Raw genomic sequence first — 14,347 nt, 5'->3', positions numbered from 1 at the left:
AATCAAAATGGCCAAACGTCCCAACATTGTGCTTGTTCTGTCGGATCAGCAACGCAGCGATTCACTTGCCTCCTATGGCAACCGGTTTACCGTGACACCGGGCACCGATGCGATGGCAGCCGCCGGCAAGTCGTTCGATGCCGCCTTCACGCCCTGGCCGGTCTGCACCCCGGCGCGCGGCACGATGTGGACCGGGGTCTACCCACACGCCCATGAACTGATCGACAATCTCTATGGCGTCGACAATGCCTTTGCCTCGCACTCCGCCGTCAAGCAGACGGTTTTCGATCATCTTCAGAAAGCCGGTTATCTCACAGCACATTTCGGCAAGTGGCATCTCGGCGAAACCCAGCCGCCATTCTTCGACGTCTGGGAGGAATCGTTCAATTCGCGCAAGGGCCACTGGATGGATGGCAAGCTCGACGGCGAGTACCGCCCCGACCGGCAGACCAATGCGGCAGTCGCGTTTCTGGAAAGCCAAACCGCGACCAGCGATCCGTTCGCGATGGTGCTCAGCTTCTACCCCCATGACCCCTATTCCGCGCCGGAGCGCTTCTACGAGCCCTATCGCGGCCGCGGCGTGCCCTTCGCCGGCTACTATGCGGCCGTCAGCGCGCTGGATCATGACCTCGGACGCATCCGCGCGGCGCTCGAAGAAACCGGGCTCGCCGACAATACGGTGGTGATCTATTTTTCCGATCACGGCGACACGTTCTTCTACCGCCCGGAAGGCGAGCATAAATTTGTCTGCCACGACGATGCCATCAAGATCCCCTTCATTGTCGAAGGACCTGGCATCGCGCCGTCAACGCGAACCGGCTTGCCGATCGGGTTGCAAGATCTGGCGCCGACCATGCTCGATTTTGCCGACGCGGAAATTCCGGGCAACATGCAGGGCCGCAGCCTCAGGCCGATCCTGATGGGCGAAGAACCCGGCGACTGGCGCGACGATTACTACGTTCAGAACATCACCCATGTCAGCAAGATCGAGCAGCGCGCCATCCGCACACCTGACTGGAAGCTGATCGCCTCCGCCAATGGGGCCCATGAACTCTATGATCTGCGCGTCGACCCGGAAGAGGAACTCAATGTGTTCGTGACTCCGCGCGACGATGGCGGGTTCCAGCGCTTCAAGCACTACCCGGATTATGCGGCAAAGATTGCCGAATTGACGGGCCGTATGAAGCGCACGGCCCTTGAGATCGGCGACACCCGTGGTGAAGAACTGGCGGCTGCGGTTGACGAGGCCATCAGCGCAAGGCTCGAGGCGCTGGCATAAGTCTGAATTCAAGGTCTACGAGGCTCCGGATTCCCGGATCCGGAGCCTGTTCGTTGTGAACTCCACGCGGTAACGGCGAGACTGTATTGAGGTTTCTCTCCTAATCCGCCATGGCAGCGTTTGCCGGCAATGGTGACGTGGATGCAGGCACTCTTTGGTGCCGTGTCTTGACGAGGTAGATATGGTGGAAGGCATCCGCACGCATGCCCGACAGCTGAATATCCTCACGCTGCCATTGCCATGGTTGGGTTGTCAGTCGCTGTTCGAATTCCGGAGAGATTTCGGAGGACCAGAAAGCGGCAATCCCGCCCGGCCGCAGCGCATGTCGCACCACGTCTAGGCCATAGGCCTCGTAAAGCCTGTTGTTGTCGGGACGAACCGTGAAATCGGGGCCGTTATCGGTATCCATCAGGATGACGTCGAATGCACCCGGGCTGGTTTCCAGCGTCTCCATCACATCTTCAATGCGCAGGTCGACACGCGGGTCGCGCAGCGGATGGCCGGCAAGCTTGCTCAATATTCCGCGGTTCCAGGTTGCAATCTCGGGGATCAGTTCGCAGACAACAATCTGTGATTTCTCATCCAACATGTCGAGCGCAACGCGAAGGGTAAAGCCCATCCCGAGCCCGCCAATCAGTACGCGTGCCCCTGGGTGCCCGTTCAGCCGCAGGCTACGCACGGCCAGCGTGTCTTCGGATTGATGGTTGATGTTGGACATCAGTTCCGATCCGTTGAAGCGGATCTCGTAGATGTCTTTGCGCTGTCGCAGCACAATGCTGTCGCCCGCCGCCGTGGTGGCGCGGTCCAATTCGGTCCAGAGTGTCATGAAAATGTCCTGTCGGCAGGCCAGCAAATGGCCGCCGTGTTTCCCGGTTAAAGACGAAGAAACGAACGGGGTTGCCGAGTGCTCAGAAGCCTGGCAACCCAGGGACATCGTCTGCCCTGTCTCCGATCAACCGGGGAAACAGTGCAGGCTGCCGGGATATGTCACTTGAAAGGAGCATGATGCGACCGACTGTGGTTGTTCAACTAGGCTTATCATCCATTCTGGCAATGTCGTCCAGTGTTCACTCAGTTGCTCCACAAAGCCCCGGAGTCCGGGCGATGTGAGAAGCCTCGTCAAGACAGAGAAACCGCGGACCGGTGCGCTACCTAGATGTGAAGGCTACCGCTGAGAATCAAGCCAGCTGTCGTCGGCGGTAATGGAAACCTGGTGGGTGCTCACCGGCTGCGTGTTCGCTCCCCAGGCGCGCAGCACTGCCTTTTCGGCGCATCGCAAATCGACTTCCCGGCGAATGGCCTGCGGATCCCAGCCGTCGAGGACGCGGTCAGCGCAGCGCCGCCGCACCTCCTCATAGGCAGGCGCTTCCCCCAGATCGACGGCTTCTTCGGGATCGCTCTCCAGGTCGAAAAGTTGCGGCCGGTAGCCGTCGATATGGACATATTTGTACCGTCCCATTCGCACCATGCGCTGGCAGGTCGCCTCCGGGCCGGTCCACAGCGACGACAGGTCGGTTACATATTCGCTGAAGGTTTCGTCTGTCCATTCCGCGTCCGGATCGCCGGCGATTGCCAGCAGGCTGCGCGCATCAGAACGCGGCAATGGGGGTGCGCTGGCGGCCTCGATCATGGTGGCGCCAACATCATTGAGATTGACGATACGCTGATTGCGGACACCGGTGGGCACGTGCCCCGGCCATGCCATGACCAGCGGGACTTTCACCGATTCCTCGTAGAAGGTGTTCTTCCACCACAGATCACGCTCGCCGATCTGTTCGCCATGATCGGACGCATAAATCACAAGCGTATTGTCAGCCAGCCCGGCGGCCTCAAGCACGGCGAGTACATACCCGATCTTCCGGTCCATTGCGTGGACGAGCCCGTAATAGGCGGTCCGCGCCCGGATGATGTCATCGATGCCTGCGGCTTCACTGCCGCTGTAACGACGCCAGCTGACAAGCCATGGATGCTCCTTCTCCGGCGCCGGGCGTTTGATTTCGGGCGGCCCGACGCGGCCATCAAACAAGTCGAAATCTTCATTGCGGGCAACAAATGGACAATGCGGAAGCAGGAAACCGACGCTCATACAGAACGGCTGCGTTGACCCCGCCGCATGTTCCGCGCCCAGTCTTTCCAATTCTGCGCAGGCAGCTTCCATCGTCACGTCATCGACAACCTCATAGCCCGACTGGCCGCGCCCGGATGCAGTGATACTGACGGCGGGGATTTCGCTGCCACTGGGACCGGGCGCCGATGGCCCCTGGGTTCCCGCCAACATGCCCAGATCCTGCCGCCCCGCGCCCAGCCAGTTTGGCGAACAATCACCGCTCACACGCTCGTCAAAACCATGAAGCTGATCCGGGCCGATCGAATGCAGCCGACCGGCCAGAATGGTGCTGTAGCCCGCAGCCCCCAGCGCATGGGCGTAGGTCGGCAGATCGGAGGCAAGCTGGTCTTCGAGCGTCCAGCAGCTCTGTTTGTGCGGCCAGCGCCCGGTCAAAAGCGACATCCGGCTCGGGGTGCAGATCGGCGAGGCGCAATAGGCGTTGTCGAAGGTCACGCCCCGCGCGGCGATACGATCGATATTCGGCGTTGGCGACAGCGCGTCACCATAGCAACCGGCGATCTTCTGAGAATGCTGGTCCGACAGGATGAAGAGGATATTGGGACGTCTGCTCATGCCACCCTCCTGCTTGCACTCAATCGATGCTCAGTGATCTGTAAAGCACCTGCACGCCGATGCAGATTTCAGCGGTGCCGTCACGCTCTCCGGCTACCGCTGTGTCGCGGCGGTATAAATCGTCGCTTTCGGGCGAAACTCGACATCGGGGTCTAGCGGGTAGATCGGCCGGGCGCAGATACTGTGGCCGAGGCTTGGCAGATCTGCCGAGGTGGCGCCGGGCGCATCGATGTTGAAATTCTTTTCGACCCAGGCGTCATACATGTGAAATTCGGTGTGCGGCGACTTGACCACGACCAGGTCGAAATCAACCGGGTTGCATCCGCTCGAATAGTACATAGCACGGTCAAACAGGCTGACTGATTTGCTCATGACCACGACGGTAAAATTATCGAACACGAGAACCGCCGTGAGCCCGGCATCGAGTTCGGTTTTCATGGTCTCCAGCCGCGACTGGCCGTCTGACAGGCTGGCCACCCGCGCGGTGGTTTCCATTGGCTTGTAGCGCGCCGGATCAATCGCACCGCCAAGCGTTACCGAGATGGTGGCGCCAACGCCGGCCTTGTGGGCAGTTGCCGCCGCTGCCGGATCGACGATCTGGGCCAGTACCCTGCCGGGATAGCCGGCAGAACGCAGCGCCGCCAGGATCGCATTTGAATCGCCCGTTGCCCCGGAGGACGTGGCGTCGGCAGCATCGGTGAAGACCACCGGCCCCGTCATCGTGCGTGCCTGGGCAATCGCCCGGTCGAGCGCGATCAGCTTGCCCTGCATGCGAAAGCGTTGCGGCCAGAATTCATTGGCCAGCCTTTTGGCTTCGGTCTCGGCCGTGGCCACGTCCCCGTCGGTTTGCACGATTACCTGGGTGCAGAGTTCCGGCACATCGGTGAACGGGTTGCCGATCATGATGCCTGCGGCAAGCGCGGAGCCGTCGCGCTCGATCCGCTGGCATTCGCGAATGAGATCGCCATAACAACCGGTACCGGTGATCAATTCGTCGCCGCGCACGAGCGCAGGGACTACCACTCGGGCCGCCACCGGCTTCACCTCCCCGTTCATGACCGAAAGCAACAGGCGCGCGGCGCGGGCGCCGGTGTCACCGAAATCAACGTGCGGGTAGGTGTGATAAAGCGTCAGCCCGTCAATTTGCTGCAACATCCGCTCGGTGAGGATGCCGTGCAGATCGAGCGACAGCACGATCGGCACATCGGGGCCGACAATCTTGCGAACCTCCGCCAGCAGGTAACCTTCCGGATCGAGTTCACCGACAGCGCCCATGGCGCCATGCATCGAAGCATAGACGCCGTCGATCCGGTCCGCTCCCGCGCGCACCGCGTCGAGAATTTCAGCTGAGAGCCTCGACCATCCTTCCGCCGACACTAACCCGGCACTGCCGGCCCTTGCGGCGATGGTCGGAACAACGGCAATATCGGGATGTTGATCAAACACCGAAAAGGCGCCGCCAAGCTCGGTGTTAAGCCCCCGATGGCTGTACAGCGCGTCGCCGTGGGCAATGTGGAAGTTCTCATATTCCGAAAGCAGCGGATTGAAGGAGGATACTTCCTGCTTGCAATCGAGGATCAAGATTTTGGCCATGCGTCAAGTTTCCTGAGACATCATTGGAACAAGGCGACAGGGTTGCCGCCCTCCGCGTTAATCCGAGGCTGCGACATAGTCGGTCATCACCACCGCGACAGTATCGCCACGCCCAACCCGGCCCGGGCCGGCCGACATCCACAGCACGCCGTCGTGATTGTAACGCAACTCAATCGGCTCACGGTCAACATCCTCGACGAAATGGAGATAGCCCGATGGTTGACCAGCCTTGACGGTGTCACCAACGACATTGCAAGGCTCGAAGGTGCCGATGGACGGCGCGAACGTGTAGAGTTCACGGGCAGCGACCATCATGTGCCGGGTTGCCGTGCTGCCATCGGCCTGTGCGGTTTCCGGCTTGCCCTCAATCACGTTGAAATGCTTGAGGATGTTGTCGATACCGCGGCGACCGATGCGCACTCCGTCAACACTCACCCTGCCCCAGCCCCCAAGCTCCGTGCCGAGCGAAATGATGCCACGGCGCTCGACACAGGATGTAAACGTCGCCCCCTCGTCCACTCCACTGAAGACAACATTATAGGGCGCGCCGAATGCGGCGGCTGCGTCCATGGTGCGCTTCATCATCGCGGCGTCGCCAACATCATGCATATTGGTGGACGGTGCCGAATCGCCGGAATGGCCGGCCGTGTGCATGTCCACCGAAACATCGGCCATCGGCAGAATGACACTGTCGAGATAATGCGCCAACATCTCGCTGAAGGTGCCCTTCGGATTGCCCGGGAAACAGCGGTTCATGTCGCGATTATCGATCGGCGAAAGGCGGGTATTGCTATGGACTGCCGGCACGTTAACCGCCGGCATCATGATCACCCGACCCTGCACTTTGGCGGGATCGAGCGTCTGCGCGAGTCGCGAGATGGCAATCGGCCCCTCATACTCGTCACCGTGGACCGCGCCTGTGAACAACACCGTCGGGCCAGTGCCATTCTTGACGACAATGATCGGGATTTCGACGATGCCCCACCCCGAGGTGTTTCGGGACAATGGCGCCCGCAGATATCCTGCCTGACGGCCATTTTTCTCAAAATCGATTTCACCGGCGATCCGGCTTTTCTCAGCAGACGTGGTCAAAAGGTTTCCTCCAAGACTGTGCTTGAATTGTATGATTGTATACTATATCGGTCGAAGTCAACAAGTTTCAGGCCCAGCGCCGCAGGAGAGGATTGCATGCACGCGCCAGCGAAAAAGACCACCGCACCGGTTCGAATTACCCGCATTGTCGTGGCGCCACTTCTGGGCGAAAGTCCTCCTGGCGGCTGGTCGAACGAGATCAAGGCCGATGATTCAATCCATGCTCTGATCGCTGTTCACACCGATGCCGGGATAACCGGATTTGGTAGCGCGTTCACCGATGGAAGGCTGGTGGAAGCTGCGGCGAAGGTGCTTGAACCGCTGCTGCTGGGTGAAAACGCACTCGAGCCGGAGCGGGTCAGCGAGAAGCTGCACCAGAACACATTCTGGATGGGGCGTGGCGGCAGCCTGACCCACGCCATAAGCGGTATCGACATTGCCCTGTGGGACATTCTGGGCAAGGTTACCGGGCTTTCGATCGGACGGCTAGCCGGCGGCCGCTACACCGACCGCGTGACTCCCTACTGTTCTTTGCTGATGACCGAGCCATCGGCCATGGGCGACGAGATCATCAGTTTCAGGGATCAGGGCTTCAAAGCCTTCAAGATCGGTTGGGGCCCGTTTGGCCGCCGCGATGACTTCAAACTCGACGAGGCCATTGTCGACGCCGCCAGGCGCGCGCTTCCCGAAGGTGGCAAGCTGATGGTTGATGCCGGTGGCAGCGACGCATTCTGGCCCAACGGGCTGAAATGGGCGTTGCGAACGGCTGACATGCTGGCCGACCATGATGTCTACTGGTTCGAGGAGCCGCTCAAACCCGACGCCATCGATGATTTTGTGGTGCTTCGCAACCAGAGCAAACTGCCTATTGCTGGCGGCGAGGTGCTGACACGACGCCAGGCCTACATTCCGTTCCTCACCCAGGGCGCCTTCGATATCGTCCAGCCGGATGTAACCAAGGTCGGCGGGCTCAGCGAGCAGCGGCGCATTGCCCGGCTGGCCGAAGATTTTGGCGTCCGCTATGTCGGCCATGGATGGAATACGGCACTAGGTCTGGCTGCGGATCTGCAATTGGCCGCGGCGCTACCCAATGTCGATCTGGTCGAATATATCGGCGGCAGCGCCTATGTCGACAACATCATGGCGAAGCCCTTCAGCCTCGATGCAGACGGCATGCTCACCATTCCGGATCTGCCGGGTCTGGGCGTTACACTCGATCCTGACCGGGTCGCCCAGTACACACCCGACGCAGCGAGCCTTTTCGACGGAGGCTGAGCTCTCCTTGTCGCCGCAGTGCGACCAGGAACTTGAGCCCGGTCAGAGGCTTGGCAGCGCGCCGTCTTCGCCTTCCATCATCTTGTCCAGTATCACGTTGAGTTGTTGAAACTCATCCTCTGTAAGCTTGCTTCGGAAATAGTTGGCCGTCTCCATTGCACGCGGCAAAAATGCGTCAAGCTTCTGCTTGCCAAGGTCGGTGAGATGGACGTCCCGACCCCGCTTGTCACCATCCAGAGGGATGCGTGAAATCATGCCTTTACGGTCCATCGAACCAAGGACGCGCGAGATCACAGCCCGGTCCACGCCCAGATAGTCGGCCATCGCCGACGGGCTCTGGATTCCATATAAGCCACGCATCACCAGTACGCACCACATGATGCGCGACAGCCCCAGTTCACCCAGAAGCCGTTCGTAATGCTGCTCCATAAGCCGTGAGGTACGGGTAAACCTGAAACCCAGGCCCCCACGCAGCTGATAGTCATGTTCGTCGGTCATGTGATTGACATTGTCAATTATCTCGTTTCATATGTCTGATAACGAAGAATTGGCGGCGAGGCAAATTCGCTTCAACAAAGCCAATCAAGGGTCAAGGCAATCTCAGGATTGCGACTTGGGACAGCAAGCTCCTGAAAAGCTGGGCGCCGAAGTCAAGGGAACCACTGAGAAAACGGTCGGACTGCAGGTCCGCCAAACATTCGGAGGATAACATGAAAGTCGCAACTCTCATTCGTGCTGGCATGCTTGCACTCGCAACGGCTGCAGCGCCGGTTGCCCACGCGGCCGATATGAAAACCATCGCGATTTCGACAATCGTCGAAGTGCCATCACTGATGGACGGCAAACAAGGCATCATCGATGCCCTTGCCGACCGCGGATATATCGAGGGAGAAACACTCCAGATCGAATATCAGAACGCCAATGGCAGCATGCCGACGCAGCAGCAGATCGCCAAGAAATTCGTCGGCAACGCGCCGGACGTGATCGTGCCGATCACCACCCCGACCGCGCAGGCCATGGTTGCCTCGACCAAGGACATCCCGATTGTTTTCGTCATGGTCACCGACCCGCTGAAAGCCAAACTGATCGAACGCTATGAACAGCCCGGAGCCAATGTCACCGGTGTCTCCGATGCCGCCCCGATCGGTCAGCAACTCAATCTAATGCTCGAATTCCTGCCCGACATGAAGACGGTCGGCTTTGTCTACAATCCCGGCCTCGACAATGCCTTGGCCGCGCTCGCTGTCCTCAAAGAAGAAGCTGAGAAACGCAATTTGACCGTTGTGGAATCGGCCGCGCCGACGACCAACGAGGTAATCCTGGCGACCAAGAAACTGATCGGCAAGGTCGATGCCGTCTATGTGCCTGACGACACCACAGTGGTCGCGGCGATGGAAGCCATCGTGAAGATCGGCTGGGACGTGAAAATGCCGATCTTTTCAGGCGAAACCAGCGGAGTGGAGCGCGGCGCTGCGGCTTCGGTCGGGCTCAACTATTATGCGGTTGGCCGGCTTGCCGGAGATATGGTTGCCGACGTTCTCGACGGCAAACCGGTGGGGACCATCGATGCCGTCATTGCCAAGGATCTCAATGACAAGTTCGAAACCCTCATCAACAAATCTTCGGCCGAGAAGATGGGATTGACGGTGCCGCAATCAACACTCGATGCGGCGACCAAGATATTCGAATAACAGCTTCATCCCATCGGGCGATTGGCGCCCATCGACGTCAATCGCTCCAAGCTGATGGCAGTGAATTCCCATGTCCTTGTATGAATTTCTCGGCACGCTCGAGACCGGTTTCATTTTCGCAATTGTCGCGCTCGGCGCCTATCTGACATTCAAGATACTGGACTTTCCGGATCTGACGGTGGAAGGCAGCTTTCCGTTGGGCGCCGCCGTCTGCGCTACCTTGATTGTCGGGTTCGGCGTCAATCCCTGGCTGGCCACGCTGCTTGCGGGCGGCGCCGGCTTTGCCGCCGGGTTTGTTACCGCCTACCTCAATGTACGCTTCAATATCCTGCATATTCTGGCCGGCATTCTGGTTGGCATTGCGCTCTATTCGCTCAACCTTCGCATAATGACGGGGCCCAACAAGGCGCTGCTAGGGGTCGAAACAGTCTATTCGGCATTCGAGGGCTGGGGTTATCCGGGCTACATCGTCAACCCGATCTTCCTTGGCATTCTGGTGCTTGTCATCAAACTGCTGATTGACCTTCTGCTTGCCACGGGGCTCGGCATCTCGATGCGCGCCGCAGGAGCCAACCCGGCGATGGCGGAAGCAAACGGCGTCAATGTCGGCAACATGAAGCTGTTTGGCGTCGGGCTTGCGAACTTTCTCACCGCAGTCGCCGGTGCCCTGTTTGCACAGATCTTCGGCGCGGCCGACGCCTATATGGGGATCGGCGTCATCATCGTCGGACTGGCATCGGTAATCGTCGGCATGTCGGTCCTGCCCTCCGATACGATCGCCCGCGCGACTGCGGCCTGCATCATCGGGGCTGTGCTTTACCGGCTTGCGGTGGCGGCGGCGCTAAATGCCGATTTCATCGGGCTGCAGGCGTCCGATGTCCAAATGGTGACCGCAGTGCTGGTTGCTGTCGCCTTGATCGTGCAGCAATCGGGACTGTCGTTCCTGAAGATTTTCAAGAGGCGCAGCAATGATTGAACTTTCGGATGTCCATGTCACGTTCAATCCCGGAACACCGCTGGAAACCAAGGCCTTGCGTGGGGTCAACCTCAATGTTCCTGAAGGCCAGTTCCTGACCGTCATCGGTTCCAACGGCGCTGGAAAATCGACCTGCCTCAATCTCATTGCCGGCCTGTGCCGGCCTGCCAGCGGCACCGTGGCTGTCGCCGGGGACGATATTTCCGATTGGCCGATCTATCGGCGGTCGAAGTTCTTGAGCCGGGTTTTCCAGGATCCCAAGATGGGCACATGCGAGGATTTGACCATCCTCGAAAATTTCGCGCTGGCGCAAGGCCGAACCCGGCCGCGCGGGTTTCGCATGGCAGTCACCCGTACAATCAAGGACGAGGCAGCCGAGCGGTTGAAGGTGCTGGGGCTCGGTCTGGAAAACCGGCTCCACGACAAGGTCGGCCTGCTGTCGGGCGGCCAACGCCAGGCAGTAAGCCTGCTGATGGCCACGACCGGTGACACCAAGGTCTTGCTGCTGGACGAACATACCGCCGCGCTTGACCCGAAAACTGCCGGGTTCGTCCTCGAACTGACGCAGTCGATCGTTGCCGAACTGAAGCTCACGGTGGTCATGGTCACGCATTCGATGGCGCAGGCACTGCATGTTGGCGACCGCACGGTGATGTTTCACCGCGGCCGGATCGTCACCGACATCGACGGACCGAAACGCGCGGCCATGCATGTCAACGATCTGCTCGCGTTGTTCAAGCAAGAGCAGCACGAAGAACTCAGCGACGACGCATTGTTGCTCGGCTGAGACGGGCCGGCAAACCTACATTTTTTGAACCCAGACAGCCAAGGAAACCAGCAATGCCATGGATTGATGCCATTCCCTACGATCAGGCCGAAGGGCCGCTCAAGACCATCTATGACCGGGTCAAGGGACCCGGCAACAAAGTCGACAACATTCTCGCCATGCACAGCCTGCGTCCGCATACGCTCGAAGGTCACATGATGCTGTACAAGAATGTGCTGCACAATTCCAACAACACGGTTCCGAAATGGTTTCTTGAAACCGTCGGCGTCTGGGTGAGCGCGCTCAACCAGTGCAGCTACTGCGTTGATCACCATTTTGCCGGTCTGAGAAGGCTGTTGAAGGATGACGCTCGCAGCGACGAGATCCTGGCGGCAATCACCGATCGCGCCATCGACCGTGCGCCGCTCGATGACGCTCAGAAGGAAGCCTTGCGCTACGCCGAAATACTGACGGTAGCGCCCAAAAACCTGGTTCAGGCCGACGTCCAGAAGCTGCGCGAACTGGGCTACAGCGATGGCGAAATCCTCGAGATCAATCAGGTGGCGGCCTATTTCAACTATGCCAACAGGACGGTGCTTGGTCTCGGCTGTTCCACCGATGGCGAAACTCTTGGCCTCTCACCCAATGATTCCAGCAAGCCCGATGACTGGAACCATGGATAAGCGCCGCAGCCCATTTAACCGACCAATCCAAGGAGCCAGAGACCGATGACAGATCAAAGCGATTTTCACGTAGGCGAGCGGGCCGAGGCTCCGCCAGTCCCAACCCAATTCGAGCCGTCGCCGTTTCGCAAATCCCGCCCGCCGGAGCCACTTCACTTCGAAGTCAATGTTGTTGCCGAAGCACATGACCGGCAGAAGAAGTCAGGTGTGGTCCAGGTCAACATTCCCGGATTCAGCCCGGTCAAACTATATTGCGACGAGCAGACGCCGGTCGGAGACGACACTGCACCGCCGCCGCTTGCGTTTTTCTCCGCCGGTATCGCCTTCTGTTTGATGACACACCTGACCGACATTCTCACGGCTCGTAAAATACAGGTGGATTCCCTGCGCCTTGAGCAACGGATCCGCTTCATGACAAATCTGGGCACGATGCGCGAACTCGGTCACACCACAGATGGGCGATGCGAAAAAGTCGAAACCCACGTCATTATCGAAAGCCCTGAATCCGAAGAGAGCATCCAGGCACTCCTGGCCGAGGCGGAAGGCGCATGCATGGCCCATTTCGCGCTGCGCAATCCGATCCCCTGGTCAACCCGACTGATACACAACAACCGCGAACTGCTGCATGACGAAGGCTGAAACCTGTTGCGCAGGTCGGCAAACCGGCTGCCGGGGGTGTTGTCACGCCCCGGCAGCACGAACTCAGACGGGCTTGTAGGCGATGGCTTCGATCTCGACCAGGATATCGATCATCAGCCGTGATTCCGCAGTCGAGCGGGCCGGCGGATCTTTGGGGAAAAACGGCGCATAGGCGGCATTGAAGTCGGCAAAGTCTTCTGCCCGCTTGAGCCAGACCGTGGTCTTGACCACATCCGAAAGCTCACACCCAGCCAGCGCCAACGCCGCAGCAACATTTTCAAGCGCCTTGGCCGTCTGTGCGCCGACACCGCCATCGATGATCTTGCCGTCGCTGTCAACGGGGACCTGACCGGAAACGTAGACGAAGTCACCTGCCCTGACGGCGGGTGAAAGCGGTACGTGTGATGCGCCGAAACACTGCTTTTTGGTCATGATGATACCTTGTGGTTGCGATAGGTGGTTGCGGTGGATTGCCCGCGGGCTTCTGCCGGCTGATGCTTGCATGAAACCCGGGTTGAGAATTGCCTCGGCTCAGCCGGAGCGGCCACGTGCGTCGACGGGTAAGGCGCCCAGAAGCGCGCCGCCGGATACGACATAAAGCCGGTCAAACAGATTGGTGACAACACAGGTGTGGTTGGGCAGCACATGGATGCGGTCGCCTACCTCCGGCTTTGCGGAGCAGGCCGAGATGTCGATCAGACCATGCTCCTCGTTCAGTTGATAGATTCTGGCTTCAGGATGTTCAAGCACCATGCCATAGCCATCAAGCCCGAGCAGATCGCTGGTCAACGCCTTCGAACCGGCATCGATGATAGCACGGTCCGCGGTGGGGCGGCTGACCACGGTCGCCAGCACCGTCATGGCGCATTGATCGAGCGTGGCGGTGCCGTGATTGAGCAGCGCCCGGTCATTGTAGATATAAGTGCCGGCGCGGTACTCGGTGACTGGCGCCAAGCCCTCATCGGACCACATGTCAGGACTGCCGCCTGACGACACCACCGGCACGGCGATGCCCACCGCCTTGCAGGCGTCGATGGCCGCCTCGAGAACCTTCTGTGATTGCTGGCGCTTGCCTGCGGCCGGGTAGGTCATCAGGCCGCCAAACTGCACACCGCTGGTAGCGGAAATCCGCTTAGCCATCGCGGCAATCGCTGCCGGATCGGCAAGCCCGCATCGGCCACCGCCGGTATCGCATTCGATCAGCACGGTGATGGTTGCACCAGCTTCGCGGGCAGCGTCAGCGACGGCATCAACCACCGCATCACTGTCGGCAACCACGGCAAGCTTTGTCCGCCGCGCCAGCGCGCCAAGCCGCGCGAGCTTGGCCGCTCCCAGCACATTGGTGGTCAGAAAAAGATCGTCAATGCCGCCGTCGGCCATGACTTCCGCCTCGCCCACGGTCTGCACGGTGATGCCGCTTGCACCCAACTGCAACTGGCGCATGGCCCAGGCGACACTGCGGTGAGTCTTGATATGCGGACGGTTGGCAAGGCCGAGATCGTCGCAGCGCTGCTGCCAACGGACCAGATTGGCGTCGGCAACATCCGCGTCAATCAACACCGCGGGGGTTTCCAGCGTGTCCAGCGTACGCTGCAGCGGCTGCAGTTCGTCGTGCAACAGTTCAGACAATCCCGTCATGATGTGATCCTTTCGCTGGCCAATGGTCCGCCTCA

14 protein-coding genes are annotated in these 14,347 nt (G+C 59.7%); 7 read left to right on the top strand and 7 right to left on the bottom strand.

The window, feature by feature from the left end; genetic code table 11:
- Positions 1–7 precede the first annotated feature (7 nt).
- On the top strand, positions 8–1,279 hold the full coding sequence (locus OEG84_RS22385) for a sulfatase family protein (RefSeq protein ID WP_267655812.1): 1,272 nt from the start codon (positions 8–10) through the stop codon (positions 1,277–1,279).
- A gap of 100 nt (positions 1,280–1,379) precedes the next feature.
- On the opposite strand, the gene OEG84_RS22380 is transcribed toward OEG84_RS22385, so the two are convergent.
- The 4 genes from OEG84_RS22380 to OEG84_RS22365 all read right to left on the bottom strand — a co-directional run bounded on the left by OEG84_RS22380 (position 1,380) and on the right by OEG84_RS22365 (position 6,644).
- The gene (locus OEG84_RS22380) at positions 1,380–2,105 is read right to left on the bottom strand and encodes a spermine/spermidine synthase domain-containing protein (RefSeq protein ID WP_267655811.1); all 726 of its coding nucleotides are present in this window, start codon (positions 2,103–2,105) and stop codon (positions 1,380–1,382) included.
- A 339-nt stretch (positions 2,106–2,444) separates the two neighbouring features.
- Entirely contained in the window at positions 2,445–3,959 is a 1,515-nt protein-coding gene (locus OEG84_RS22375; RefSeq protein WP_267655810.1) for a sulfatase family protein, read from the bottom strand.
- Between the two features lie 93 nt (positions 3,960–4,052).
- On the bottom strand, positions 4,053–5,552 hold the full coding sequence (locus OEG84_RS22370) for a M81 family metallopeptidase (protein ID WP_267655809.1): 1,500 nt from the start codon (positions 5,550–5,552) through the stop codon (positions 4,053–4,055).
- Between the two features lie 57 nt (positions 5,553–5,609).
- Positions 5,610–6,644, bottom strand: a complete 1,035-nt coding sequence (locus OEG84_RS22365) for a succinylglutamate desuccinylase/aspartoacylase family protein (RefSeq protein WP_267655808.1) — start codon at positions 6,642–6,644, stop codon at positions 5,610–5,612.
- A 96-nt stretch (positions 6,645–6,740) separates the two neighbouring features.
- Here OEG84_RS22365 and OEG84_RS22360 point away from each other — a divergent pair, with 96 nt between their 5' ends.
- Positions 6,741–7,919 (top strand): mandelate racemase/muconate lactonizing enzyme family protein, encoded by a 1,179-nt coding sequence (locus OEG84_RS22360; protein ID WP_267655807.1) that lies wholly within the window; start codon positions 6,741–6,743, stop codon positions 7,917–7,919.
- Positions 7,920–7,961: 42 nt separating this feature from the next.
- On the opposite strand, the gene OEG84_RS22355 is transcribed toward OEG84_RS22360, so the two are convergent.
- The gene (locus OEG84_RS22355; protein ID WP_267655806.1) at positions 7,962–8,417 is read right to left on the bottom strand and encodes a MarR family winged helix-turn-helix transcriptional regulator; all 456 of its coding nucleotides are present in this window, start codon (positions 8,415–8,417) and stop codon (positions 7,962–7,964) included.
- 212 nt (positions 8,418–8,629) lie between these two features.
- On the opposite strand from OEG84_RS22355, the gene OEG84_RS22350 reads away from it, so the two are divergent.
- The 5 genes from OEG84_RS22350 (at position 8,630) to OEG84_RS22330 (ending at position 12,674) form a co-directional block, all read left to right on the top strand.
- Positions 8,630–9,610, top strand: a complete 981-nt coding sequence (locus tag OEG84_RS22350; RefSeq protein ID WP_267655805.1) for an ABC transporter substrate-binding protein — start codon at positions 8,630–8,632, stop codon at positions 9,608–9,610.
- Positions 9,611–9,680: 70 nt separating this feature from the next.
- A complete protein-coding gene (locus OEG84_RS22345) occupies positions 9,681–10,586 on the top strand; it encodes an ABC transporter permease (RefSeq protein ID WP_267655804.1) in 906 nt (301 codons plus the stop codon).
- Positions 10,579–11,373: an ABC transporter ATP-binding protein gene (locus OEG84_RS22340; protein WP_267655803.1), complete on the top strand. Its 795-nt coding sequence runs from the start codon at positions 10,579–10,581 to the stop codon at positions 11,371–11,373. Before OEG84_RS22345 ends, OEG84_RS22340 begins: the two co-directional genes overlap by 8 nt.
- 53 nt (positions 11,374–11,426) lie before the next feature.
- The gene (locus OEG84_RS22335) at positions 11,427–12,035 is read left to right on the top strand and encodes a carboxymuconolactone decarboxylase family protein (RefSeq protein ID WP_267655801.1); all 609 of its coding nucleotides are present in this window, start codon (positions 11,427–11,429) and stop codon (positions 12,033–12,035) included.
- Positions 12,036–12,080: 45 nt separating this feature from the next.
- Complete coding sequence (locus tag OEG84_RS22330) at positions 12,081–12,674, top strand: OsmC family protein (RefSeq protein WP_267655800.1); 594 nt, start codon at positions 12,081–12,083, stop codon at positions 12,672–12,674.
- Between the two features lie 63 nt (positions 12,675–12,737).
- Here the strand turns inward: OEG84_RS22330 and OEG84_RS22325 are convergent, their stop codons facing one another.
- Both OEG84_RS22325 and OEG84_RS22320 read right to left on the bottom strand, forming a co-directional pair.
- Positions 12,738–13,106: a RidA family protein gene (locus OEG84_RS22325; protein ID WP_267655799.1), complete on the bottom strand. Its 369-nt coding sequence runs from the start codon at positions 13,104–13,106 to the stop codon at positions 12,738–12,740.
- 99 nt (positions 13,107–13,205) lie between these two features.
- The gene (locus OEG84_RS22320) at positions 13,206–14,312 is read right to left on the bottom strand and encodes an alanine racemase (RefSeq protein WP_267655798.1); all 1,107 of its coding nucleotides are present in this window, start codon (positions 14,310–14,312) and stop codon (positions 13,206–13,208) included.
- Positions 14,313–14,347: the final 35 nt, after the last annotated feature.

The organism is Hoeflea algicola, from assembly GCF_026619415.1.
In the GTDB taxonomy this organism is placed as follows: domain Bacteria; phylum Pseudomonadota; class Alphaproteobacteria; order Rhizobiales; family Rhizobiaceae; genus Hoeflea; species Hoeflea algicola.
The sequence above is the reverse complement of the archived record's forward strand: the minus strand, read 5'-3'. Positions and strand labels throughout refer to the sequence as shown.

Excerpts from the sequence above, each read along its gene's own strand:
- OEG84_RS22355 (WP_267655806.1), bottom strand. The coding sequence starts at position 8,417 with ATGACCGACGAACATGACTATCAGCTGCGTGGGGGCCTGGGTTTCAGG.
- OEG84_RS22325 (WP_267655799.1), bottom strand. The coding sequence starts at position 13,106 with ATGACCAAAAAGCAGTGTTTCGGCGCATCACACGTACCGCTTTCACCC.
- OEG84_RS22375 (WP_267655810.1), bottom strand. The coding sequence starts at position 3,959 with ATGAGCAGACGTCCCAATATCCTCTTCATCCTGTCGGACCAGCATTCT.
- OEG84_RS22370 (WP_267655809.1), bottom strand. The coding sequence starts at position 5,552 with ATGGCCAAAATCTTGATCCTCGATTGCAAGCAGGAAGTATCCTCCTTC.
- OEG84_RS22320 (WP_267655798.1), bottom strand. The coding sequence starts at position 14,312 with ATGACGGGATTGTCTGAACTGTTGCACGACGAACTGCAGCCGCTGCAG.
- OEG84_RS22380 (WP_267655811.1), bottom strand. The coding sequence starts at position 2,105 with ATGACACTCTGGACCGAATTGGACCGCGCCACCACGGCGGCGGGCGAC.
- OEG84_RS22330 (WP_267655800.1), top strand. The coding sequence starts at position 12,081 with ATGACAGATCAAAGCGATTTTCACGTAGGCGAGCGGGCCGAGGCTCCG.
- OEG84_RS22360 (WP_267655807.1), top strand. The coding sequence starts at position 6,741 with ATGCACGCGCCAGCGAAAAAGACCACCGCACCGGTTCGAATTACCCGC.
- OEG84_RS22350 (WP_267655805.1), top strand. The coding sequence starts at position 8,630 with ATGAAAGTCGCAACTCTCATTCGTGCTGGCATGCTTGCACTCGCAACG.
- OEG84_RS22335 (WP_267655801.1), top strand. The coding sequence starts at position 11,427 with ATGCCATGGATTGATGCCATTCCCTACGATCAGGCCGAAGGGCCGCTC.
- OEG84_RS22345 (WP_267655804.1), top strand. The coding sequence starts at position 9,681 with ATGTCCTTGTATGAATTTCTCGGCACGCTCGAGACCGGTTTCATTTTC.
- OEG84_RS22340 (WP_267655803.1), top strand. The coding sequence starts at position 10,579 with ATGATTGAACTTTCGGATGTCCATGTCACGTTCAATCCCGGAACACCG.
- OEG84_RS22385 (WP_267655812.1), top strand. The coding sequence starts at position 8 with ATGGCCAAACGTCCCAACATTGTGCTTGTTCTGTCGGATCAGCAACGC.